This window comes from Acinetobacter sp. BWR-L5 (genome assembly GCF_039655985.1).
GTDB lineage: Bacteria > Pseudomonadota > Gammaproteobacteria > Pseudomonadales > Moraxellaceae > Acinetobacter > Acinetobacter johnsonii.
This window is the reverse complement of the sequence record NZ_JAGFEV010000002.1, coordinates 450,585-475,348: the sequence shown is the minus strand read 5'-3', so window position 1 is coordinate 475,348 and position 24,764 is coordinate 450,585. Positions and strand designations below refer to the sequence as shown.

General features: G+C 39.9%; 22 protein-coding genes and 1 pseudogene. 9 read left to right on the top strand and 14 right to left on the bottom strand.

Annotation, left to right across the window (positions count from 1 at the left end; all coding sequences use genetic code 11):
• Positions 1-175: 175 nt before the first annotated feature.
• The 3 genes from JZ787_RS05830 to JZ787_RS05820 are packed head-to-tail and all read right to left on the bottom strand — an operon-like array spanning position 176 to position 3,077.
• Positions 176-1,102, bottom strand: a complete 927-nt coding sequence (locus JZ787_RS05830) for a hypothetical protein (RefSeq protein WP_346311901.1) — start codon at positions 1,100-1,102, stop codon at positions 176-178.
• 33 nt (positions 1,103-1,135) lie between these two features.
• A complete protein-coding gene (locus tag JZ787_RS05825) occupies positions 1,136-2,269 on the bottom strand; it encodes a toxic anion resistance protein (RefSeq protein ID WP_346311900.1) in 1,134 nt (377 codons plus the stop codon).
• A 19-nt stretch (positions 2,270-2,288) separates the two neighbouring features.
• The gene (locus tag JZ787_RS05820; protein ID WP_346311899.1) at positions 2,289-3,077 is read right to left on the bottom strand and encodes a tellurium resistance protein; all 789 of its coding nucleotides are present in this window, start codon (positions 3,075-3,077) and stop codon (positions 2,289-2,291) included.
• Positions 3,078-3,238: 161 nt separating this feature from the next.
• Here JZ787_RS05820 and JZ787_RS05815 point away from each other — a divergent pair, with 161 nt between their 5' ends.
• Positions 3,239-3,907, top strand: coding sequence for a hypothetical protein (locus JZ787_RS05815; RefSeq protein WP_346311898.1), 669 nt, complete (start codon positions 3,239-3,241; stop codon positions 3,905-3,907).
• Positions 3,908-3,936: 29 nt separating this feature from the next.
• On the opposite strand, the gene rnk is transcribed toward JZ787_RS05815, so the two are convergent.
• The 3 genes from rnk to JZ787_RS05800 form a co-directional block, all read right to left on the bottom strand.
• On the bottom strand, positions 3,937-4,341 hold the full coding sequence (rnk, locus tag JZ787_RS05810) for a nucleoside diphosphate kinase regulator (RefSeq protein WP_004696044.1): 405 nt from the start codon (positions 4,339-4,341) through the stop codon (positions 3,937-3,939).
• Positions 4,342-4,511: 170 nt separating this feature from the next.
• A complete protein-coding gene (gene glyA, locus JZ787_RS05805) occupies positions 4,512-5,765 on the bottom strand; it encodes a serine hydroxymethyltransferase (RefSeq protein ID WP_005400534.1) in 1,254 nt (417 codons plus the stop codon).
• A 156-nt stretch (positions 5,766-5,921) separates the two neighbouring features.
• On the bottom strand, positions 5,922-7,157 hold the full coding sequence (locus JZ787_RS05800) for an alpha/beta fold hydrolase (protein ID WP_346311897.1): 1,236 nt from the start codon (positions 7,155-7,157) through the stop codon (positions 5,922-5,924).
• 492 nt (positions 7,158-7,649) lie between these two features.
• On the opposite strand from JZ787_RS05800, the gene JZ787_RS05795 reads away from it, so the two are divergent.
• Positions 7,650-8,348 carry an exonuclease domain-containing protein gene (locus JZ787_RS05795; RefSeq protein WP_104222123.1) on the top strand — a complete coding sequence of 233 codons (699 nt, stop codon included), beginning with the start codon at positions 7,650-7,652 and terminating at the stop codon, positions 8,346-8,348.
• 89 nt (positions 8,349-8,437) lie between these two features.
• A complete protein-coding gene (locus JZ787_RS05790) occupies positions 8,438-9,025 on the top strand; it encodes a hypothetical protein (RefSeq protein ID WP_168158056.1) in 588 nt (195 codons plus the stop codon).
• A 339-nt stretch (positions 9,026-9,364) separates the two neighbouring features.
• Here JZ787_RS05790 and JZ787_RS05785 read toward each other — a convergent pair whose 3' ends face one another.
• Complete coding sequence (locus JZ787_RS05785) at positions 9,365-9,583, bottom strand: hypothetical protein (protein ID WP_004696033.1); 219 nt, start codon at positions 9,581-9,583, stop codon at positions 9,365-9,367.
• A gap of 514 nt (positions 9,584-10,097) precedes the next feature.
• Between JZ787_RS05785 and JZ787_RS05780 the strand changes: the two are divergent.
• Positions 10,098-10,587, top strand: a pseudogene (locus JZ787_RS05780) (serine acetyltransferase).
• A 221-nt stretch (positions 10,588-10,808) separates the two neighbouring features.
• Positions 10,809-11,039 (top strand): DUF2171 domain-containing protein, encoded by a 231-nt coding sequence (locus JZ787_RS05775; protein WP_168158057.1) that lies wholly within the window; start codon positions 10,809-10,811, stop codon positions 11,037-11,039.
• 147 nt (positions 11,040-11,186) lie between these two features.
• On the opposite strand, the gene JZ787_RS05770 is transcribed toward JZ787_RS05775, so the two are convergent.
• On the bottom strand, positions 11,187-11,366 hold the full coding sequence (locus JZ787_RS05770; protein WP_168158058.1) for a hypothetical protein: 180 nt from the start codon (positions 11,364-11,366) through the stop codon (positions 11,187-11,189).
• A 321-nt stretch (positions 11,367-11,687) separates the two neighbouring features.
• Here JZ787_RS05770 and JZ787_RS05765 point away from each other — a divergent pair, with 321 nt between their 5' ends.
• A complete protein-coding gene (locus JZ787_RS05765) occupies positions 11,688-13,265 on the top strand; it encodes a sensor domain-containing diguanylate cyclase (RefSeq protein ID WP_346311896.1) in 1,578 nt (525 codons plus the stop codon).
• 118 nt (positions 13,266-13,383) lie between these two features.
• On the opposite strand, the gene JZ787_RS05760 is transcribed toward JZ787_RS05765, so the two are convergent.
• Positions 13,384-15,225 carry a monovalent cation:proton antiporter-2 (CPA2) family protein gene (locus tag JZ787_RS05760; RefSeq protein ID WP_346311895.1) on the bottom strand — a complete coding sequence of 614 codons (1,842 nt, stop codon included), beginning with the start codon at positions 15,223-15,225 and terminating at the stop codon, positions 13,384-13,386.
• Between the two features lie 411 nt (positions 15,226-15,636).
• Positions 15,637-16,497, bottom strand: coding sequence for a DMT family transporter (locus JZ787_RS05755; protein WP_346311894.1), 861 nt, complete (start codon positions 16,495-16,497; stop codon positions 15,637-15,639).
• A gap of 127 nt (positions 16,498-16,624) precedes the next feature.
• Between JZ787_RS05755 and JZ787_RS05750 the strand changes: the two genes are divergently transcribed.
• Complete coding sequence (locus JZ787_RS05750; protein WP_346311893.1) at positions 16,625-18,037, top strand: PLP-dependent aminotransferase family protein; 1,413 nt, start codon at positions 16,625-16,627, stop codon at positions 18,035-18,037.
• A 33-nt stretch (positions 18,038-18,070) separates the two neighbouring features.
• On the opposite strand, the gene JZ787_RS05745 is transcribed toward JZ787_RS05750, so the two are convergent.
• Both JZ787_RS05745 and JZ787_RS05740 read right to left on the bottom strand, forming a co-directional pair.
• Positions 18,071-18,847 (bottom strand): class II aldolase/adducin family protein, encoded by a 777-nt coding sequence (locus JZ787_RS05745; RefSeq protein ID WP_346311892.1) that lies wholly within the window; start codon positions 18,845-18,847, stop codon positions 18,071-18,073.
• 166 nt (positions 18,848-19,013) lie between these two features.
• The gene (locus JZ787_RS05740; RefSeq protein WP_346311891.1) at positions 19,014-19,838 is read right to left on the bottom strand and encodes an AraC family transcriptional regulator; all 825 of its coding nucleotides are present in this window, start codon (positions 19,836-19,838) and stop codon (positions 19,014-19,016) included.
• A gap of 67 nt (positions 19,839-19,905) precedes the next feature.
• Here JZ787_RS05740 and JZ787_RS05735 point away from each other — a divergent pair, with 67 nt between their 5' ends.
• Together JZ787_RS05735 and JZ787_RS05730 are read left to right on the top strand one after the other, a co-directional pair.
• Positions 19,906-20,319: a DUF962 domain-containing protein gene (locus JZ787_RS05735; protein ID WP_346311890.1), complete on the top strand. Its 414-nt coding sequence runs from the start codon at positions 19,906-19,908 to the stop codon at positions 20,317-20,319.
• A 455-nt stretch (positions 20,320-20,774) separates the two neighbouring features.
• Positions 20,775-22,016: a transporter gene (locus JZ787_RS05730; protein ID WP_346311889.1), complete on the top strand. Its 1,242-nt coding sequence runs from the start codon at positions 20,775-20,777 to the stop codon at positions 22,014-22,016.
• Positions 22,017-22,059: 43 nt separating this feature from the next.
• Here the strand turns inward: JZ787_RS05730 and JZ787_RS05725 are convergent, their stop codons facing one another.
• Positions 22,060-23,223, bottom strand: a complete 1,164-nt coding sequence (locus JZ787_RS05725; protein ID WP_346311888.1) for an alanine racemase — start codon at positions 23,221-23,223, stop codon at positions 22,060-22,062.
• 197 nt (positions 23,224-23,420) lie between these two features.
• A complete protein-coding gene (locus JZ787_RS05720; protein ID WP_346311887.1) occupies positions 23,421-24,701 on the bottom strand; it encodes a D-arabinono-1,4-lactone oxidase in 1,281 nt (426 codons plus the stop codon).
• Positions 24,702-24,764 lie beyond the last annotated feature (63 nt).

Sequence of the window (24,764 nt, the reverse complement as noted above, 5' to 3'; positions counted from 1 at the left end):
AACATTGTTAAGCTCTCCAAAGCAGTCTATAAATTTATTTGATAGAAGAATCATAGAGTAAATCTAAAAATAGATAAAACAGTTTGTTTTTATTTTAATAATCGGTTTTATAGATTTAAAGATATTCATCATAAAAAGTCCCGCTACCCCGCAGGACTTTTTACGAAGTCAAAGCTTAAGATTCACTTTGCATCCGCTGTTCAATTCTGAGGGTTCTGGCTTTTAACTGACGCGTCAAACCAAACAACACAGTGCTTAGTATCGCCATCAGTAGCATCAAGATAAGCGAAAAGAATTGCATAACCTTCGTGAACTGCGCTGCTTGCTGAACTTGTTTTTCTACACTTGCAGCCATCGGCGTAAGTGTTTTGCCATAGAGTTGATGTTGCATTGTCCATAACTGTTCAGGCTTAAATCCATATTCAATAAAATGTGAATCGTTTTTTTCTGCTTGCACAAGAGCAAGCACATGTGGGATTGCTGCATTTTTATCGACAGGTTGATGTAACAATGCCGTCTGCGCAAGCAAATAATGTTTTACGGGCATTTGAATTTGAGACTGCTGCAAATACTGCGCTATTTCACTTTGCTGAATATTTTTATCGTAGTGTACGATTTGCTGAAAAGCCTCGCTTTCATCATCTTTTAAATCATATTGCACATAAGTCAGCCCTGACCAAAGCAGAATAAAGGCAATCAGCCATGCCACAAACTTCAGTATAAAAGATTGAAAACGTACATAGAAAAAATGAATTTTCCGTGCATAGTGCACCAGTATGAATGCTCCAATAAAAGACACCATAATCTTGAGTACAAGCCAACCAAACCATGACAGCAAATTCAGAAAATAATCTGGCTGTTGTCCAAGTGATGCTAAATTTGCATCGACACTCATGGGCATATGTAGTTGCTGTATTTCAGCGCTCAGTCCAAAAAAGCTATAGACAAAATCAGGTTGTAGAAAATAGCTAATGCTGGAGGCAATAAACAAGGCTGCACTCAACATACACCATAAACTCAGTTTACGTTGACGTTGTTTGAGTGCAACCACGCCTTGTTCAATGTGCTGAGGCTGAACAACATATTCATCTAAGGAAGGCAAATACTTCTCCTCTATCGACCACGCAACTGGGCATTAAGATGGTGTCGTACGATTAGAACTCGAGTCTAAAACCAATTGATTCAAATTGTCCTGCAAACTACGCAACCGTGTGGTTGCTTCCGCACGTTTCTGCATCCCTTCTTTTTGTATTTGAATCACGTCATTTACTGTTTTAATGAGGGTGTTTTGTACATGTTCAAGCGTCTCAATATCAATCACTGAACGTTGATTGGCTTTTGCTGTATCTACTGAGTTTTGATGTAACAAATCAGCATTGCGCTTCAACAAGTCATTGGTCGCATCGTCAATGGTATTGGCCAACTGCACACTATTCTTCTGCTCATTTAAAGAAATCGCCAAACTAATTTGATTTTTCCATGCAGGCAAGGTGATGTTTTTAATCGCATAAAACTTATCGACCAACATCAAATTATTAGACTGAATAATACGAATCATCGGTAATGTTTGCATGGCTGATTGTTGTAAAACCTGCAAATCACTTACACGTTTTTCCAAATTATTGGCTAAATGATTGAGGTCGTAAACTCTCTGCGTTGTGGTTTGGTCTTGCGCCTGTGCAGTCAGTGTTGAGATTTCCTGCTGAATTTCATCCTGTTTCAACTTACCCGCTGCGATATACACACCGAGCTGTTTATATTCACTTTGTACACCATGAAACATCCGATCTAAAGTATCAACGCGTGCTTTTAAACCAGACTGCGATTTTTCAATTTCTTTCACCAAAGTATCTATTTGTTCTTTGGTGGTATTAAAGTGCATATCAATATTATTCTTTGCCCCTTTAATTTTGCTCATCAAGCCACCGAAGAAACCTGAATTTTTCTTTTTATTTAAGATACTTGAGGTATTGAGCTGTTGTGCGACTTGTACCACCTGATTCAGCTTTTGCCCAGTTTCATCCAAGTCCCTGTTTTGCACCAAATTTAACAACTCATCAGTATATCCTGAGGTTTGTGTCGCAATATTTTTACCATACTCCGCTACGGCGTTATGGTTGATTTCTGCCAACTCTTTCCGTGCTGCCAAGACCGCATTGAAGTCATCTTGTTGCAAGCCAATTTCTTGCAAATTTAACTGTTGAAACTTATGTTCAATCACTTCGGTGGTTGGCTCTACCACAAGACTGTTTTGTTCTGAGTTGGTCATAATTCACCTAATCTATTTCTTAAAGTGTTGGTTTCTGTAGTGATTTTTTTAAGGTATGAATCAATTTTTCACGGCTATTATCGAGCTTTTCCAGTTCAATTGTCGAGCTTGATTGCTGCGATTGTTTGACATGATATTGCCATGCTGGGATCAAAACCTGCTGTGCCTCTTTATATCGGTCTAACAAACTCAGTGAAAGCTGCTGTGACAACTGCATTTGCGTAATCGCAATATCATTACTGCTTTGCAAAGTCTGCAAGCTGTTTATTTTCTTGGATAAACGTTCTGCAAAATTATCTAAAGGATGTGCATTCTTCACAAATTTAGGATATTCCATTAAAAATGCTTCAGCCGCAGATATATATTTGGCCATTTGCTCACGTAAGCCTGTTAACTGCTGATAGCGCGCCTGTGCCTTTTGAATTTCAATTTGTAATTTTTGGCTGAGATGATTGGCTCGATCCAACAGCTGATCCAGTTTCTTATAGTATTCAACTTGGGTTGAACCATATTCAATATCAATTCCGAGCCACTTTTGTAGCCCATTAAATTTACGCTTCTTCAGGTATTTTTTTGAGTCAGCCAATGACTGGATCAGTTGCTCAATGGTTTGGCTCAACTGTAAAGTGAGCTGCGGATCTATTCCATTTAACATCACAGACTGCGCTTGAATGACACTATCTGCATAATGATTGAGACGATATTGATCGTTCAGCAACGGAACCAAATCATTACGCTGGATACTTAAAAGTTCATCTGAATTGACTGGTATATCCCTTAAAGGAACAAGAACGTCAATTTGTGCCATAGTGCTTTAACCCAATAAAGAAATTGAATAAAATCATTTTTATAGTACAGCTTTTATGTCACATAACATGTAGATTTTTGCAAAAATGTTGTGAAAACCGTTTATCCTGATCTGGCTAATCATCGCTTCTGTTTCCAACAAAATTATATCTATTCAAAATTATGAACATTCGCCTTCAGCACATCATTCGTTATAGTTTAGGTTTCTGCATTGCATTAACCTTACTTATCAGTGTTGGTGCGCACTATAAAGCAAAACACATTCACGAAACATTTTTAGAGCATGATCCAAGCCAATTACAACAAGTGAGTGGCACACTGCTAGATAATGAAACAGCCGTCCAACTTTATCAAAAAAATCAAGCACCCTATAACTTAAACAGCTTGGGGAAAACGCACTTTTTGGTCGGTATCTTTAGCCAGAACCAAGGTCGAATTCAAACAGTTTGGTGTGATCGTTGGCCAGACGCACCACTTAAGACCTCCTCTGACACAGGCCCGAAAAATCCAATGAATAAAATAAATTTACCTATTCGCTATTTTCATACTTGCCAATGGCTATTCGATGCAATGCAGTTCCCTTTAGATATTCCCGCTTGGACAGGGCAACCCATCACCTATCTAAAAAGCCATCAAGATATTTTGTATGCATTAAATGTGAATGGGAAAAAGATTTTCGGCTATGAACAAGCCTATCAGCAATATAAACAACTCTATCTAAATGAAATAAAAAATCGCAATCAATCAGCACTCTATTTTATTGTTTTCTTTTGCATTACTGTCTTTCAGTATAGAAAGTACATATTCAAAGTCATAAAAAAGCCATGTTGACCATGGCTTTAAAATGGAGTATTTCGATATTATAAATAATCGCCTTCACGCTCAGGTTGATAAACCACTTTTTCAATTTTGACTTTCATCATTTGACCATCTGGCTGCGGCCATTCAATTTCTTGACCTTCAGCTAAGCCAAGAATTGCTGCACCAATTGGGGCTACAACATTGACCTGTCCCTTCTCGCCTTTAAAATCATGCGGATAAACCAAAGTAATTTCAGATGCTTCTGTAGATGGCGCAATGGTCAGTAAAACTTTTGCATTCATCGTTACCACATTGGCAGGCATATCTTGTGGAGCAACAACATCGGCGCGTGCCAATTCTTCTTCAAGCAACTGCATGGTCGGTGTAAGTTTAGGCTGATGTTCTAACATCGTTTCTAAACGATGAAGATCCTGCTCAGAAATGATAATTGCTGGGTTTGCCATGTGCTGCATTCCTATTTGAATACGGTATGAATAAAATTCTTATTAAAAATAATTTATTAGCCTATAACTTCTGTTATATCAGAAATGCAGTATAAATTACATTTCAACTGATTTTGATTTTTTAATGCTATAAAAAAAGCCCCCTTGAGGGGGCTTTCTCAAGTCAGAACTTAGTTTGCGTAAACAGGAAATTTCGCACAAACAGCTTCAACTTTCGCTTTAACAGCGTTAATCACAGCTTCGTCACCTTTGCTGTCTAAGATATCAGCGATCCAGCCAGCAAGTTCACGTACTTCAGCTTCGCCGAAACCACGAGTCGTCACAGCCGGTGTACCAATACGGATACCAGAAGTCACAAACGGTGAGCGTGGGTCATTTGGTACAGCATTTTTGTTCACAGTAATATGAGCTGCACCTAACCATGCATCTGCTTCTTTACCTGTTACATCTTGCTTAATAAGAGATAACAAGAACAAATGGTTTTCTGTACCACCAGAAACGATGTCATAACCACGAGCAATAAGAACTTCAGCCATTGCTTGGGCGTTCTTCACTACTTGTTGTTGGTAAACTTTGTATTCAGGAGCCATTGCTTCTTTAAAGCAAATTGCTTTAGCCGCTACCGCATGAACCAATGGACCGCCTTGGTTACCAGGGAATACAGCTGATTGTAATTTTTTCTCAATTTCTTCGTTTGCTTTCGCAAGGATTAAACCTGAACGTGGGCCACGAAGTGTTTTATGTGTAGTGGTTGTTGTTACGTCAGCAATTTGAACTGGGCTTGGGTAAACACCAGCAGCAACTAGACCAGCAACGTGAGCCATATCTACAAATAGGTAAGCACCAACTTTATCCGCGATGTCACGGAAACGCTGCCAATCTACAATTTGGCTATAAGCAGAGAAACCAGCTACGATCATACGTGGCTTATGCTCAATTGCTAAACGTTCAACTTCTTCGTAATCAATCTCGCCAGTTTCAGGGTTTAAACCGTACTGAATTGCGTTATATGTTTTACCAGAGAAGCTAACTTTTGCACCGTGAGTCAAGTGACCACCGTGAGCCAAACTCATACCCAAAACAGTGTCGCCCGGGTTAAGAAGAGCTAAGTAAACAGCAGAGTTTGCTTGTGAACCCGCATGTGGTTGAACGTTTGCGTAATCTGCACCGAAAAGTTCTTTAGCACGGTCAATCGCTAATTGTTCAATCACGTCTACATATTCACAACCGCCGTAGTAGCGTTTGCCTGGGTAGCCTTCAGCATATTTGTTTGTAAGTTTTGAACCTTGCGCTTCCATTACTGCTGGAGAGCAATAGTTTTCAGAAGCAATCAGTTCGATGTGCGCTTCTTGGCGAGCATCTTCATTTGTGATTGCTTGCGCGATTTCTGGATCAAATTCAGCAATTGAGATATTGGCAAACATTAGCGAGGTCCTATGAAATTAGGGCTTTTAAGCCGTGCTAAGATTGGCGCGTATTGTAGCATGAAGTTTATAAATTTCGAGAACGAACTTTACGCAGTTTTAAATAAAAAATCGCTCATGAAGCAGAACTCCATGAGCAATTTGAGTCAAAGCAAATTACTGAATTGGCATGAGAGTTTTGACATCGGTCAGAATATTAGGAATATTTAACGCATAAGCTGAACCATGATCCCATGTTGCCTCTGTTCTATATGAAATTGATGAGTTTTTTGCAGCCTCAGTACTCAATAAAAGATCTGTTGCCTGAATTGGAACTGTAGCATCTGCCGCACCTTGATAAATAATGATAGGGGTGCTGATTTTAGTTTTTAAGGGCTGTGAACCATTGGCTAGAAAATCTTTCACCTCTGGAATATTTTCCATAAAATTCGATTGCGTGCGGGGAAAACCCTCAATAGAATAATTATTTAAGAGAGCATATTCCCCCATTGCCGCTCCAAATTTATTCCCTAAAACAGTATAACAATCTGATTCAGCTTTTTCGGCAATTTGATTCGTAGGCGTTTTAAAAACTTGGAAATACTGTAAATTTGGATTCTGATTACGTAAACCTGCTGTAATCAGTGCGGTGAAGGTATCTAAAGAAGCAAGCGTTTCTATCTTATCGTTTACGTCAGGCTGTGCTGCTGCTTTCATTTCTCCTGCATTTAAAATAAAAGATAAATTCGAAGCAGGTGCAACAGCGACTGTGCCTTTATAGTCCAATTGAGCTCTATACTGATATTGCGCAGCGCCCAGTGCCGCATGACCACCTTGTGAGTGACCAACCGTCATCCATTGATTAGAAACCTTAGCGCCTAAATAGTTACGCGTAGCAACCACCGCATCCGTAATTGAAAAGGCCTCACTTTTGACATTTAAGAATGGATGTAATTGATCGGCTGTTGGTTCACCCAAGCCTTCATAATCAGGAGCAACAACCACATAACCAGACGCTAAGAAGCCATCTATCATCCCTTTAACATACGTATTCAATGGAATACGGCTTGGCGCACAGGCATCTGCAACACCCGTTGTACCATGTGCCCACACCACAATCGGCCAACCTTTGGCAGGTACTGCAGTTTTAGGAGTAAAAACCAAAGCTGTCGTTTGTACTTCCCGATTATGGACACCTAACATCTTATAAGTCATGACTACACTTTCACCAGCGGTAGCTGACATATCTGTAGCTGTATATGCTGTTGGCGTAGTTACGACTGGATTAACAATATTATTTTTAGGAATCCCATCATCTACACCAACAGAAGTTGAATCGCCATCCCCTCCTCCACAGGCTGTTAAAACAAGCACAGAACTACTGACGAACACGGCCAATATATGTTTTTTCATCTTAAAATTCCTTTATGACATTTTTTCTTGTTGTAACAATTCAAATCACTTGAATACATTAATGATTTACGCCTCAAAATGACGCATGGCAATACCAGTTACGAGAATGATACAAAGTGAACATTGTCTGCAAATGCACACTCACCATTGTTATAAAAACTGGTCATTTGGAGTTCAAAATAAATCCTGATCCCACAACTGAATTCAGGCAGTGAGCTCTTCTCTCGTCTTTGTTTGAACCGAATCCCAAAGAATTATTTTTATTTTAAGCAATCATTTTCCTTTTCAATCTGCCTAAATAAATTGACAAGTAACTTCCGACTTTTTCCTTGCTCAATAAAGTCTGATCTCTAATCACCTAGGTTCACCAGATGATTTAAACAACATCACCGCACAAAATCAGCGAATAAACCACAAATCTGGCAGTCATAGGCTGTCTTGATAGTCTTGAAAATGATAAATTTATTCAGCTTTTAATTTTCGGATATGCAGATGCAAGCCATTATTCTCGACACAGAAACCCATACCCTAAATGGTCAACCCATTGAGATTGCATATGCACCGATTGAAATTGCAAATGGCAAATTAAGCCTAGATAAAAGCCAAGTATTTGATCAGCTCTATACTGTCGATGAACCGATCTCATTCGCTGCGATGGCTGTGCATCATATTTTAGAGTCAGACCTAATTGGGAAGCCTCACTATACGACCTTTAAACTACCTGCAGAAACGCAATACATCATTGGTCATAATATTGATTATGATATTCGTGCTATCGAAAAATGTGGTGTCGATACTTCTCACATTAAAGCGATTTGTACACTGGCCCTTGCGCGTTTGGTCTGGCCTGATGCTGAAGCCCACAATATTTCGGCACTCATTTATATGATTTCAAAAGGCAGTGAAAAAGCCCGTGAAATGATTAAAAAAGCTCATCGCGCCGATATGGATATTATTTTAACGGCCAATATTTTAATGCATGTGGTTCATCAATTAAAAATAAACAGCATGGAGAAATTATTTGCTGTCTCTGAAGATGCCCGTATTCCGCGAGTCATTAATTTTGGCAAGCATCGCGGAACAGCGATTGCCGAACTCCCTGCCGACTATATTCAGTGGTTAATGCGTCAAGATGAACTCGATCCGTATTTACGTAAAGCTTTAGAAAATACGAGCATTAAAACGCTCTAAAATGTATTGTCATAAATTCTTAATATTGTTGTAATTTTCAGCCTGTATGTTCAGCCTTAATTTATTTGTTCGGGGGAGTAAATTAAGGTATGAATCATTATCAAAAAACAGCATTAGGTTTAGATGCTTTACAACAACGTCATATTCCACTCAATGCGCGTCAAAGACGACTATTGGTTTTAATTGGTACAGAAGATTTTGAACAATTGGCTGACCAGTTCAAACAACGCATCGCAACGCCTGAAATCCTCGAACAATTAATTGAATTGGGTTTAATTCATTCCACACAAACAGCTCACGTCTCTAGCCCAATAGAGCCTCTATCCGAATCTGCATCACTACTAAAAAATAGTCAAAATAGCGTCAATCCAATAGATTTAGACAGTACAGCGCAGCCCCCTTCACCACCCACCCCTACACAAAGCCCAGCCCCACCGCTTAAAGCTTATAGCTTTGAAGAAACACGCGATTTGATGATGAGCTTATTACAACGTTATTGTGGCTTAATGGCAAAACAACTTATTCTTCAAATTGAATCGGCGACAGATTTACACAGTCTCAAACGCTGCCAAATGCAATGGATTACGACGTTACAGGAAAGTCGAATAGAACCCATAGTACTCAACCAACACTTACAACAGATCAATCACTCACTGTTGCGTTTGCAGGCAGCTTAAATAAATAGATTCAAAGGATAATAATTGAGTCTTTTTCGGCCTTAGTTAAGATTTAAAGACTACGAGTTTGATTAGCAATCTATTGTTTTATCATTCAGGCAATAAATCTTAATGTCTTTCATCGACTTTTTCAGACTTTGGCACCATGGTTACTTGAACCATTCGTCTAACAACTTGATAAATAGAAACTATGTGTGAAGTGATATCCTAATTTCACTTTAGGACCTTCAAGATAATCGCTCAAAAAAATTTATCTCTTATATACTGCAATGGGATAACTTAACTTGATATAGATCGCCCATAAAAAACCCATGTAAACATGGGCTTTTTTCAATAGGGTTAATCAACAACTCGGTATATATTTTCCGTTTGCCGACTTTCAAATAACAGTTCAATACTAGGCAGAATTACTTCACCATCAACAACGATATGTTCAATTCGTTTAAATAAATCCAAACGTTCTGCTTCGGAGTTTTCAGGTACTTGCCTTAACTGGGCCTTCACATTATAAGTTTGGCTGTATTGGTCCTTTACCTTTACATCTACAAGCTGAGTCATGGTCATTTTCCTTTTCTTTTTTTAGCTCTGCTTAATCTTATAGCACAAGTTTTTTCCAACACCTCCCCAAGAGTTGTTAGAATTTATCGCAATGTTAATTTATATAAATATTTTCAAAATCATAACTATAAATCATAAACTTAAATCAAATATGCTTAACAACTGAGATACATAGTCATATTTTTTCACATAAAAAAAGCTCGCATTGCTGCGAGCTTTTCTATGTTGGAAGGCTAGTGCTGATTTATTGTTTGAACATTTCGTTCCAAACTCAACGAGCTGTCATTGATCCGTCCAACTACATCGTAGCGTCTTAGTTATCGACCTACTGTAAGTACAATATAAAAGCATTTTTTACTCTCGACAAGAGCCTATGACATTTCGAAACAACTGTACAAATAAAAGCCAATTGATATTTTTAAAAAATAAGAGATTATACTGAAAGGCTAAATCTAGATAACAGCTCAGCATCAAATCAAGTAAATCACACATTCATCTTAAGAATTCTTTTTCCATGTTAGTGCAATTGATTTTGAGTGATTTATATCGGTATTGTCGCAATACAAAACTAAACTCATTTATCAAAACTGATTTGTTTAATTACAGTTTTGAACTTTAGCGTTGGTTACGTCTTTCGGCTTGCAAACAGCAGATCGGCAAACTGGTCTACTCTATTTTTTATTATAAGAAGAAATACGGGATCGATATCCACTGCACCACAAAAATTGGCTATGGCTTGTTCATCTGTTATGAGAGACCTTTGATAGTCAACGTAACTACTGTTCTTGGAAACAATGCAACCTATCGCAGTTTAAACGATTGGTGCCAATGGCGGTCATCAGGCCGCTGTAATTGGCAACAATGTATATATTGGTCCAAATGTCTGTATTATCGATAATGTTAAAATTGGCGATAATACCACCATCGGTGCAGGTAGTGTGGTCACAAAAGATATTCCTGATAATGCAACCGCTGTAGGTAATTATGCAAAAGTCATTCATTAAAATAATGCTGGAAATTCAGTAAATAAACGCTGACTAAAAATAAAATAAGCATAATTTAATCAACTTAGCGCTCTATAAATAAAACAAAGGTTGACATTTTTTATACTCCGTAAATTTTAAGACATAATATGTTGGTTTTGTATTTCAAAAACTCATGAATAGGAGAAATTAGGTTAGGGTAAATCTTCGTTTTTGTTCGATGAATAAGATAGAGGTACATCATGACCACGATTAATATTTCAGATATTAAAGAACACTCTAGTGTAATTGCTGTATGTGGAACTAAAGTTGGAGATGTTGACCACATTGAAGGCAAAGAAATCAAACTCACCAAACATGGCGATGGTAAACACCATATTATCCCAAGTGCATGGGTAAGAGAGATTCGAGAGGATCAGGTCCTTTTAAATAAAGATGCCCAAGAAATTAAAGATAATTGGATTGAAGCATAGATTCAAAGAATTAAAAATCTACCAGCCTTTGGGCTGGTAGTTCATATGAAGTACACACTGAGTAGATACAAAGAACATAATGTCCATCACAGTTCGCTCAATATTCATTTATAGCAAAGGTATAAAATTCACTCAATTACAACATTCTTAATCTTTAAAAGGATTTGAAACTTTATCTTTAAGACTTAACCAAACCAAAAAGGCCATAATAAATATAAGTAATCCAATCACAACAAAGAATGTTTCGCCCACAGCAAAACCTGTAATGAGTGCCCCTAAGCCGATTAATGATAATAAAATGATCAATCCGATGCCTAAGACATTCATGTTTGTTCTCCAATGACCGAAATAATAAAGATCTCATTATTGCGTTTAGGCATGTCAATTTAATGTTGTTTTCATTAAACTTTAATAGTACTTTTGATTGATTATGCGCTATTGTGTACTATTCATATTATCTTAATGAAAACTAATGTAATTTTTATAGAGAATTTTCATATAATAATATGAAGCTTCTCTATACATAGAAAAATATTAGCTAGAAGATTAGATCAATTTTCACGCAGATTAATTCCAATCATGAGAATTGAGCTTTTACAAGCGGCACAACAAAACTTTAAAAAATCTGTACTTGTCTTGGGGGCATGAGTGATCAAGAAATCTGTTTTTCATAGTCTGGATTTACAAAAACTTATTTTGATTTTAATTATTGGCTGTGTTTCAAGCTTATTTCTAATTTCAATTTTTGTATTGAACTATGTCATCAAGGAACAGTTAACCGAGAACTCTTTAGCGGCCAATCAACGCTATGCTTCAAAGATTGCATTTAGTACCGATAAATATTTTGAAAGTATGTTGAGTGAGCTACGCTACAGTGCTCAAATTGTTGGTCAAGATTTCTCAAATCAACAGGTTTTAAAAGCTGAAGTTATTCGCCTTAAAAATCAATCACAAAAATTCAATTCGATCACAATTGTAGATAAGAATGCTTTTATTTTGGAACATTCACCTCAGACCATACATGTTGATCCAAAAAAACAATATAAGACCCCAGGTATTACCGAAGCATTAAAACTAAAGAAAACCTATATTTCCTCTCCATACAAGGGCTTGTCAAACAATTTGATTGTACTAATTGCTCAGCCTATTTTTAATCGTCAAAATGAATTTTTGGGTATAGTGACGGGCACAATCTATTTAAACAAAGAAAATTTGGTAAGTGAACTGTTAGCGACGACTTATTCTTACAAAAAGAGCTACACCTATGTTATTGATAATAAAAATAAAATAATATTCCACCCAGATAAATCACGTATAGGAGATTCATTAAAAAATAATACAGGAATGCAATATATTAGATCGCACTCCACTGGAAAGATTGCTCTGGTCAATAGTAAAGGGATCGAAAACCTAGCGGGCTTTGCAGTAATTCCAAGTGTGAATTGGATTGTCGTATCGCAACAACCAACGTTAGAATTATTAAGCCAAGCAAACTCGATCATCGTTAAAGTAACACTGGCTATGCTCGGTTTCTATTTGCTTTTGTTCATATTTGTGTGGAAGCTATCATACTTGATTTCATCACCACTCAATAAGCTTGCACAAATGGCCAGCATGCTGACTCGCCCAAATATTGATCAAGACATTAAAAACATCGATCCATGGTATTTTGAAGCTTTACGCTTTCGCACCGCTCTCTTGCTCAGCTCCAAACATTTTAAAGATGAAATTGCAGAGCTTAAACAACACGTGAACACCGATCCGCTGACGGGGCTTTATAACCGCCGCGGTATGAAACTGTTTTTAAATGAATTAGAAGCAACCAATACACCTTTTTCGGTACTGACATTGGACATAGATCACTTCAAAGCAGTGAATGATAGTTATGGACATAATCAAGGCGATTACGTGTTGAAAAAGTTGGCTTCTCATATGAAAAGTAACTTTCGTCAACATGATGTGTGCTGCCGAGTCGGTGGAGAAGAATTTATTGTTTTTGTAGTACACGAAGATCCAAAGATTGCCTATATAGCAGCCGAACGGCTTCGTATAACAGTAGCACAAAGCTACATACACCCGATTGGAACGATCACTGTTTCAATTGGCATTGCCTCTTGGCCTCAAGACTCTGAGGATATCCAAGAGGTGATTAAACTTGCGGATCAAAAACTCTATCAAGCCAAAAATGACGGTCGAAATTGTATCCGTTCAACGTCATCGGATTGATACCAATTTTATTCACTATAAAGTTAGGCCAAATCATGCAGTGCTTTCAAATCCATCTGTTCAAAAATGAAAAGGACTAAAATAGTCCTTTTCATTCAAGATGATAAAAATCATACTTTTAAGTTCTATCATCCACCTCACTCATTTTTTCTAGTTCTGCATCATTTAATAATTGCCCTGTATGTTGCGGCTTAATCAAGGGTGCAGTCGGACGCGGGTTGTGCTGGGTATATTGTATACCTATGCCCGCTTTGACATCGTCAGCTGCAACTTCCGTTTCAAAACGTTGCTGATCTAAAGCTCGGATATCCTCACTCACCTGTTGAATTTCATCCTGACTTGCGCCCAGTTCCTGCAAGGCCAGTTGACCTAAAGCCAATGCTGACTCAAAGGTTTCTCGAACCATCAGGCTAACATTTTTCTTAGACAAATACAGCGCATGTTCACGGTCATAGGAGCGAACAATCAGCTTAGCCAAAGGAAATTCAGCATTCACCAACTCTACAATTTTATTAATCGTTTCTTTGTGGTCAACACAGACTAAAATTGCTTCTGCGGTATCTGCCCCTGAAGCATGTAAAATATCTAAACGACATCCATCGCCATAATAGACATCAAAACCAAATTTTTCTGCATTTTGGATCATGTTGACATCATTATCAATAATGGTCACATCCACACTACGTGCCAATAACAGCTGACTGGCCACTTGACCAAAACGACCAAACCCAATCATCAATACTTTACCCGTTAAGCCATCGGCAACCCTGACTTGATCGAGTGAACTTTCATCCTGTTCAAGGGTAAAGCGTTTAAACAGCACCCCAATGATTGGCGTCAACACCATAGACAATAAGACAATCGCGGTTAAATTCGACTTGATGGTATTGTCAATAATTTGAGCTGTCGTCGCGGCACTAAACAATACAAAGGCAAACTCGCCCCCCTGCGCCATCAGTAAGGCACGATCTAAAGCTTCGGGATGATTACTCTTAGTCAAACGTGCGACCACATAGATCATCAGCGCTTTGGTCAACATCAACGCAATTACCCCACTGACAATCAACGGCCAATTTTGTCTGACCACTGCCAAGTCCAAAGACATCCCGACACCCAAGAAGAATAAGCCGAGTAATAAGCTGCGGAAGGGTTCAATATCCGCTTCAATTTGATGTCGGAAAGTCGATTCGGACAATAACACTCCTGCTAAAAATGCACCCAGTGCCATGGATAAACCACTAAGTTGCATCAGCAATGCCGCGCCCAGTACTACCAATAACGCCGCAGCGGTCATCACTTCACGTGCTTTTGCGGCAGCTAAAATTTTAAATAATGGATTGAGTAACCAATGCCCTGCAACAATTAATCCAGCGATGGCCAACAGTCCAATACCAATCCCTTGTAAATCGATAGATGCGCTTTCCGCTGCTTGATTGGGTGCCATAAATGCAACCAATGCCAATAAGGGAACGATCAATAAGTCTTCAAACAATAAGATCGCAACAATCTTTTGACCACGTCGTTGATGCAGCTCTCCGCGATCATTTAACAGTTGCATCACTATCGCAGTCGACGTCAGAACAAAGCCCGCAGCACCAATGAACGCTATTTTCCAGCTAAAGCCAAACAACATGCCCATACCCGTTAAGGCAATGACCGAAATAAGGATTTGCAAACTGCCCAATCCAAAAATCTCTTTCCGCAAACTCCATAAGTGCGAAGGCTGCATCTCCAATCCGATGATAAAGAGGTACATCACGATGCCGAGTTCAGCAATATGTAAGATAGCTGTGGGATTGTTAAAAAAGGCAAAACCAAACGGCCCAATAATCAATCCAGCAATTAAGTAGCCTAATATCGAACCTAGACCAATACGTTTAAAAATAGGGACGGCAATGACCGCTGCACTCAACAGTACAACAGGCCCAATCAGTCCTAGTGAATCTACTTCTGCACTCATCTTGTTCCCATTTTGGTTGTTGGCAATCCATGCCATTTTCACGCTATTTTAATTTTATTCACTAAGGTCTCGCCTGTACGGAGAGGACGTCTCATCGGTGATCTTTTCGTTCTCGATTTCCAAAGACTTATCATCAACACTCAACATGCTGCGAATTTAAGCATCGCTTGACCTGTCTATGTTTAAAACTATATACAGCATTGTTGCTATACAGCAAGATTTTATTCGAGGAATACAAAACACATCACTACTTCTGAACAGAAGATAATCAAGAGCAGATTTTTATAACAGATAGATACTTAACAATAGTGTTTAGTAAGATTCTATCGTCAAAGATAAATTGTATCTTTGACGATATAGAGATGACATTCGGAATTTTACTCCATCAAAATAAAATTGGACGTCATATGTTCAAGCATATTTTCTCGCCCCAGCCACACAGATAATGGCTGCCAAAGTGACGACCAACATCATCCAACTCACGCTTTCATGTAGTAATAGAGCGGCAAGTGCAAGCCCCATAAAGGGTTGGAATAATTGCAGTTGACCAACAGAGGCAATACCGCCTTGTGCTAATCCTCGATACCAATACACAAAACCCAGCAACATGCTAAAGACAGAAACATAAGCCAATCCTATCCATGCCGCTGGACTAACATGCTGAAATGAGGTGGGCATGCTCCATAATGCTATTGGCAACATCACAGGTAATGAGAGTAGTAAAGCCCAACTAATGACTTGCCAACCGCCCAATGTTCGCGAAAGTTTTGCTCCTTCTGCATAGCCCAAACCACATAGAATAATGGCTGCCAGCATGTATAGGTCGCCTTTCCATGCAGTACTCGTCTCTCCAAGTGCAGCATAGCCTGCTACAAAGAAAGCTCCTAGCACTGAAAACAACCAAAAAAGTGGCTTGGGCCGTTCACCCCCGCGTAGAACTGCAAAAATCGCAGTACTGATAGGTAATAATCCTAAGAAAACAATGGAATGTGCAGAACTTACATGCTGTAGGGCCAAAGCGGTTAAGAGTGGAAATCCTATGACCACGCCCAATGCACTGACCGCAAGTGCAGGTACGTTTGAAGCGGTCGGGCGTGCTTGGCGAAGTAACACCAGAAAAAATAATCCTAATAACGCTGCAATTGTGGCCCGTGCACTGGTTAAAAAGATGGGGCTAAAATCTGCAACGGCGACCCGTGTTGCAGGTAAAGAGCCCGCAAAAATAGCGACACCGATTAATCCGTTTACCCAGCCGCTGGTTGCCTGTTTCATGGCGTGATTCTCTTATCGTTAATCACTAAAGTTGAACATAGACCGCATGTTTGAATCGAGATACAATCCAGTACAATAAATAAAAACTGTTATGTATAAAAAGCCCATACAGTTTAGGAGAAATGGAATGCGCAGCCAAACTCGAATTGATGCCGTCATGGATGAAATTAAACTCAAAATTAGCTCACGCACCTATCTCCCCAATCATCGCCTTCCCTCTGTGCGCCAACAAGCACGTACATTGCAGGTCTCTGTTTCAACCGTTGTCGAAGCCTATGAACGTTTAATGGCTGAAGGCATCATTCTGTCTAAACCTGGATCAGGCTTTTATGTGTCTGGCCCCGTCGCGCCACTGGCTTTAGCCCAAATGGGACCTAAGCTAGATAGAGAGGTCGATCCTTTATGGGTCTCTAGACAAGCCTTGGATACAGATCACTGCACACTCAAACCGGGTTGCGGCTGGTTACCACCCGAATGGTTATATGAGACCGGTGTTCGACGTGCTCTGCGTAGCATGGCAAAAGCAGATAGCTTAGAACTGGTGGAATATGCAACACCAGCAGGACATCCTGAACTGCGACAATTAATTTCTCGTCGTTTAATTCACATTGGCATTGAAGCTTCGCCTGAACACATCATGCTCACCGAATCTGGCACGCAAGCAATTGATTTGATCTGTCGTTTTTTATTAGAGTCTGGCGATACTGTCATTGTCGATGACCCCTGCTATTTTAATTTTCATGCACTCCTCAAAGCCCACCGAATCAATATTGTGAGTGTGCCCTATACCCCCCATGGCCCAGATTTGGAGATCTTTCAGTCTGTTTTAGCTGAACACTCACCACGGCTGTATATCACCAATTCAGGCATACACAACCCAACGGGTGCAGTACTTTCTCCTGTCACGGCGCATCGCTTACTTAAATTGGTCGATCAAACCAATTTAGTCATTGTGGAAGATGATATTTTTGCCGACTTTGAACATACCCCTGCCCCACGACTGGCTGCTTTTGATGGACTCAATCGTGTCATTCAAGTTAGTAGTTTTTCAAAAACGATTTCAGCCTCTTTGCGCTGTGGCTATATTGTGGCCAAAAATGAATGGATTGAAAATCTAATCGATTTAAAGATCGCTACGTCTTTTGGTGGCGGTCGACTTGCCGCCGATATGGCACTGATTGCCTTAAAAGACAGTGGCTATCGTAAGCATATGGAAACAGTGCGCTTACGCCTTGCTCATGAAATGCAAAAGGTCATCACTCAGCTCGAAGCTTTAAATATTCACCCGTGGCTAGTCCCACAAGCGGGCATATTCCTCTGGTGTAAACTTCCCGACGGTTTCGATGCTGCGATTATTGCGCGAGAGTGTTTAAAACATGGCGTTGTTTTAGCACCAGGAAATGCGTTTAGCCAATCCTTAAATGCACAGAATTTCTTACGTTTCAATGTCGCACAATCGGTAGATCCGCATATTTTCGAAACGCTCAAAAATGTGTTAGCTCAACAGCAAAAACTCAGCAGAATAAAAGCCTCTACTTAGAAATAGAGGCTTTTATTAAAATGGTTGAATGGCTTATGAACAATACTCGTCGCGTTGATGCTCAATTAAAGACAGCGCGGCATTCCATGCTTTCAGCATCACCATTTCAATCAATTCACTTTCAAACTGTTGAGCCGTATGTTGACGTACAGCTTCAGACGGAAGATGAAGCTCTGCTCCTCCCGCCATCGCTTTAATCTGCGCTTGGCATGCGCGTTCAAGGAAATAGATCTCGTGAAAAGCACGTTGAATTGAATCTCCTGTCGATAGCAAACCATGATTACGTAAAATCATGACTCGGTTGTGCCCCAAGTCTTTCACAAGACGCTCACGTTCTTCGGTCAATAACGCCACCCCTTCATACTCGTGATAGCTAACTTTATTATAAAACTTCAAAGCATGTTGAGACAAAGGCAATAAACCCTGTTTTTGTGCAGACACTGCAATGCCATCTGCGGTATGCGTATGAATCACGCAGTGCACATCTTTACGTGCATCATGGATCGCAGAATGAATCACAAAACCTGCGGTATTGACCAATTTTCCCTGATCATAATCCGCAATAATATTGCCCGCATAATCAATTTTAACCAAATGCGAAGCCGTCATTTTTTCAAAGGGAATGCCGTATTGATTAATCAAAAAATGGCCGTCTTCGTCAGGTACACGTAGACTAATATGCGTATCAATTAAATCGGTCATGCGGAAATGCGCAATTAGACGGTACAACCCCGCAAGCTGACAACGTGCATCCCATTCTTTTTCTGACACGATATCTTTTAGACTTTTCATCGCATGTAAACTGGTCATTTATTATCCCTATTATCTCTATCCATTAAAGTTAACATTGAGCTTGAAGGAAAAAGCCCAACCCTGCTTAAGTCCGTCTCTCAACATAAACTGATTCTTCGTAAAATAGCGAAACCTGTCTTGAATGATTCTGCTATTTCCATGTGCTATCAAGCAACTTAACACGCTATGACGTCGATGATGTTTTAATACAGTCATTCACGAAGATGGTTTTGCCTTTCAGCATCGAGGGTGCAAAATCAACCATGCTGCGTAGAGTACGAGTAAAATGCGCCTGATCGGAAAAACCCGCTTCCAAGGCAATATCAATCAAACTCTGACCTGCTGCCCAGAGTTTGATAGCATAGCGAATACGCAACCAAAGAATGTAGCGCCGCATTGAAATCCCAAGTTGCTGACTAAACAAGTGCATCAACCTCGACTCAGACAGTCCCGTATATGCCGCGACTTGAGCTACTGTGGGAATCTGCTGAGGTACAAGTTGTTGAATATAACGACAGGCTTGTAAAACGCGGGCATCCCATGGCAATACCTGCAACGGATTTGGGTTTAACGTCGACAGTAGCGTTAAAACCAATTGTTTGGCTTCATCAGGACTGAGCTGCCCAGCGATCAACTTTTGAAACTGTGAATGAAACGTAGCAAGGCAAGCGGCAGGTAAAGAACAAATCTGTTCGCCATTCAGCAATGGATACAAGTGTCCATAGAGTGCATGATCAGGATCAATCATGAGCGCAAGATAAGGCTGATTTTCTGAATCAGTACTGTGCATCACATTGGGTGCCATCACCACAATATCGTGATAACGACGTACTTGGTCGTCTAAAGTGATTGCAAAAGGTGCTCCCAAGCCAATTTGTAAAAGTGCTGGAAAATGGGCATGGGCATTATTCAACTGCTCATGAGTCACATACAAAATGACACCATCCCAAGTGTAAATTTTACTTTGGTGCGCCAACCCTAAACTCGCATCCTTGCTTTGCGATAGCATATTCGTTCAAGACCATCTTTGGTTTACTGTTTAAAACTACGCCTAGTAAACACTAAAGGAGTAGGACATGTTACAGAATACCCAAACCCAAATTAAAAACAATATGCAAGATTTGGTGAATAACGCCCATCTTTCTGCTGCATTGGTTGCAAGCCCTGCTGTGCAAATTAAGGGAAGTGATGGCCGTTATAAAACCTTAAAAGAATTCTATCCCTTCTATCTTTCTCAGCATGAAGATCCCACTTGCAGACGTTTACACTTTGTGGGAACCACCTGTGTGATCGGGATTACCGCGGCTGCGGCGATGACCAAAAATGCAAAACTACTCTGGGCTTTGCCTGTGGTGGGTTATGGATTTGCTTGGGTCGGTCATTTCTTTTTTGAACATAACAAACCAGCTACATTTACATATCCTTTCTACAGTTTCGTTTGTGACTTTAAAATGTATAAAGACATTTTATTAAAACGCGTCGATTGGTAAATAAAAATGCGACTGTCTTATATATTTGTAGGGCAGTCGTTTGATAAAAATCTGACGATTATTGCTAAGGTTACTCGCCACAAAATCCCTATAAGAGCGACACTCCTTAATCGCATCTAATCAACCCATCTACTTAGGCTGCATCAACGTCCACTATACACGGCATCATCATCTGCTCTAATGCAAGGCGATCAACACTCGCAAACAGCTCAATCCAGTCACTCATTTCTCACAGGTTCAATTTATAAAATAAGTCCTTTCTTTTGACCGAAAATCCCCCCTTGAATGCTCAATTACAACCCTACTCTCTAATTCTTTTCAGTGATTAACTTGAGCTTAGATACTACTGTTTTAAAAGTTGAGTGACCTTCTTCAAGTCATCCAAAACTAAAACATAGTACCAAGAAGACAAACAATAGCGATTACAAGTCAAAAAACTCTCAAGGACGATTTACATGAAACTCAGCCCATTGGTGATTGGCATATTTGGAATATCATCTTGCAGCTTGCTCCATGCATCCGCTCTGGATCAATCAGGCCAGTCGATTCTGCCCTTTTTAGAAACAGGACATTATGCTGAAGTCAGCATTGCCAGCGTAGATCCAGACATTTCGGGGAAAATTCGCAACCGACCAGATTTAGTCAGTGATGTGACGAATCTCAATACCGGTAATATGGGAAATAGCTTTCAATATTACAACGCCGCCTTAAAACTACAGCTAACCGAAGACGTCAGTTTTGGCATTTTGTATGATCAACCATTCGGTGCCGACATTCACTATCCGCTGCAATCCAATAATACATTTTCAGATAATGAGTTCAGCCAACAAGGCACTTCTGTAAACGTGGATACCCACAATATCAGTATGCTTCTCGGTATCAGCCCATTCACAAACTTTCAACTTTACGGCGGTGCAGTTTATCAATCGGTAGAAGGTGATGTCTCACTCCGAGGCAATGCCTATGGCCCTCTTTTTAATGGATATGATGCGAAATTTAAAGAAGACCATGCAGTGGGTTGGTTAACAGGTTTAAGTTATCAAAAGCCGGAGATTGCCTTAAAAGCAGCCATCACCTATCGTTCTAAAATCGATCATAAACTGCAAGTCACGGAAACGGTCTTTGGTGAACCTTTAGAAGCTACACTTCCACAGAAAACAAAAATTTCTACGCCTCAATCCGTCAATCTCGATATTCAAACAGGGATCGCTTCAAATACCCTCGCCTATGCCAATCTGCGCTGGGTTAACTGGAAAGAGTTTAAAATTCGCCCGACCCAGTTTGGTGCTTTGACCGAATACATCTCTTCAATCATCAGTGACGGTACTTATGTCGACGGCTTTGATTTAGACAGCTACCAGCACGATCAGTGGACAACAACACTAGGGATTGGACACCAATTCACCCCAAAATGGAGTGCATCAACAGAAATCAGCTGGGACTCTGGCACAGGTGATCCTGCATCTAATTTAAACCCAACAAAAGGCTCTTGGGGACTTGGTTTCGGTGCACAATTTAACCCTACACCCCATTACTTTATTGCAGGTGGAATCAAATATTTTTGGCTCGGTGATGTTGTTGCAGAAGATGGAACTTACCATCTGCCTATATCTGGTATTCAATCCACAGCAGAACAAGCAGATTTTAAGAATAATAGCGCCATCGCTTATGGTTTAAAAATGGGGTATCGCTTCTAAATTAAGTCCATAAAATAAAAGCCACTCGATTGAGTGGCTTTTATTATTCTCGAAAAGTTTGCCATGTTTCAAAAGCATGCTGTTTATACAGTTTTAATTCTGAAAACTGAGGAAGAATCGCTTCACTTTGTGTGGGTCTTAAAAACACAAAATCATCCACTTGAATGTCGAAATCTTTAGGAACATTGACCAACTCTTGGTTACTGCTCCGTCCATACAATAGATGCGGACGACACTGATTAGGATAAACATAATCCGCCAGCCAATAACCACCATAAATAAACAGTGCTTTGGATTTATGCGGTAATTTATTCAATAAAGACATTGCAGGTAACTGTGCAAAAGGCAGAACTTTCAGCACCGGAGTCGCAATCCATAACGCCGGCTGTAAAGGCTTCAATGAGTCACTTTCAAAATCACTGGGTTTGAGCAGCATCGAACCAAAAGAGAGATCATTACAAACGCTCTTTGAGACATGAAAAGTAAAGGTCGGACTACCGCCACCATTAAAACAAAGATCACTGTTCCAAAGTGCTGGAAACTGCGTTTGAATGACCTTTTGATAATTTAAATAAATCTGCTGCGACTCTTGATAGGCCTGATCTGGTTTTTTGATGATCGATGGTATTTTAGTGACATGTGCATCGTAGCCCATCAAGCCTGACAGTTTTAAATATCGTGGATATTGCTGGATCACACTTAACATTTCAGCGAATTGCGTTTCAGACTGCATCCCACCCCGATGTAGGCCCACATCAATTTCAATATTCACTTGCAGACTTATGACATAGTCTTTGGCTATCTCTAAATATTGCAACAACCGTTCTTTGGTATCGATTAACCATTGGATATTTGCATTTGCCCACGCTGAGTTTTTTGCATAAAAAGTGCGAGCTGCTTGGGCAGGCATGGGCTTCCCCAACAAAAGATCAGCTGCGGTGAAATTTTCTAATATCAACTGGATGTGTGGCAGATGAAAGACCATAAAACGCTGTGTATTCAATTTCTCCGACAGCAACTGGAGTAAATCGAGGCTGGCCAACGATTTGACCACTAAACGTGGTTTTAACTGTTCCGCTTGAACAAGCTTCGTTTGAATATATTGGAGGTTCTGTTGTAATGCAGCGTCATCTACAATCAGTTGGGGTGTCGCAATCCCTTGTGTTTTTAAGTCTGAATTGAGTGTTTTAAAATAATGATCTAACATTCTTTTTGTCCTGTTCTGAATAAAAGCGGCCAACTTAAACCAGCTTACTAAGCGTATGACCTATTGCTAAAAGCCAAAGCCATCAACCTGAAATATGGTCAAGTCATGATCTGGCTTGCGCTTAACTAACCATCCTATCTATCACGTACAGCCCTACACTTTAGCCATAGCCTACTCACCTCAAATCATCGCCCCAATCATCCCAGAAACAACTGCTCTAAATAAGGGTTTAAAAACTTGCGCTCAGGGTCCAGCTGCTGACGCAACGCCAGAAAATCATCCCACTTTGGGTATAAATCTCGAAGCTGCATTGCCGTCATACTGTGCATTTTTCCCCAATGGGGCCGTCCCTTATATTTCTGAAAAATAGGCTCCACAATATCAAAAATTAACCGTGGGTCTTGCTTATGATATTGATGTACCGATATCGAAATGGAGTCTTGCTGATAAAACGGACTGATCCAAATATCATCTCCTTTGACAAAACGAAACTCGAGCGGAAAAAAGGTCGCAACCTTATGCTGTCGCAATGCCGCTAATACCTCTTCTAAGCAATCCAAACCGTCATCAACAGGAATCTGATACTCCATTTCATTAAATTTGGTATGACGTACTGTCGGAAAGATCTTGCTTGACCAATCCACAGCCGTTGTTGGCTTAACAAAAGTGCCTAACAGTTTTTGCACATAAGGATTCAAGGATGGAACGTTTTTAATTAATTCCGAACAGACCGTTAACAACGTATCCTCAGACGGATAGCTTTCTTTACGGGGTTGTAGCTTTTCATCTGTCTCATCTAAGGTTTTCAGCATCAGTTTTTCAGCATGGGAAAAAACAAAACATTCAATATGTCGATGCTGATGTTTCCATTGCTGAATAAACTGCATCATGTCTGCTACTGTACAGAGCTGAATATGTTCCTTCAGTTTAAAACGCGGACGATTTTGCATGGTAATTTTGGTCAAGATACCCAAACTACCTAATGAAACACGTCCAGCCGCAAAGATTTCTGGATTTTTGGTGCGACTACAGTTGAGAATTTCACCTGAAGCAGTTAATAACTCAAAATCTTCCACATAAGCTGAAATACAATGCAAGTCTGCACCCGTACCATGTGTTCCTGTTGAGACAGCACCCGCAAGGCTCTGCTGGTCAATATCGCCTTGGTTCATTAAAGCTTGATTGATGGGTTCTAGATATTGATCCAAATTGTACAATCGAGTCCCTGCATAAATACTGCACCGACAGTGCGCTGTATCTGATGAGGCTACACCAGAAATTTGGTTCAATGACACCAAAGTTGCATCGGTGCATACTAGGGGGGTAAAGGAATGTCCTGCCCCCACAACCCGTATTTTCGGGTGACTTTGTACAATATGCTGTAACTCCAATACATTCTCAGGGTGCAAAATGTGTTGTGGATGAGCCTGTTGAAACCCTGACCAGTTCGACCACGTATATGTCTCTTGAGTTTTCATGAACGAATCACTCCACATTCGCCCAGTACATACACTTTACTCAGCCGACTCATTTGATTTTCT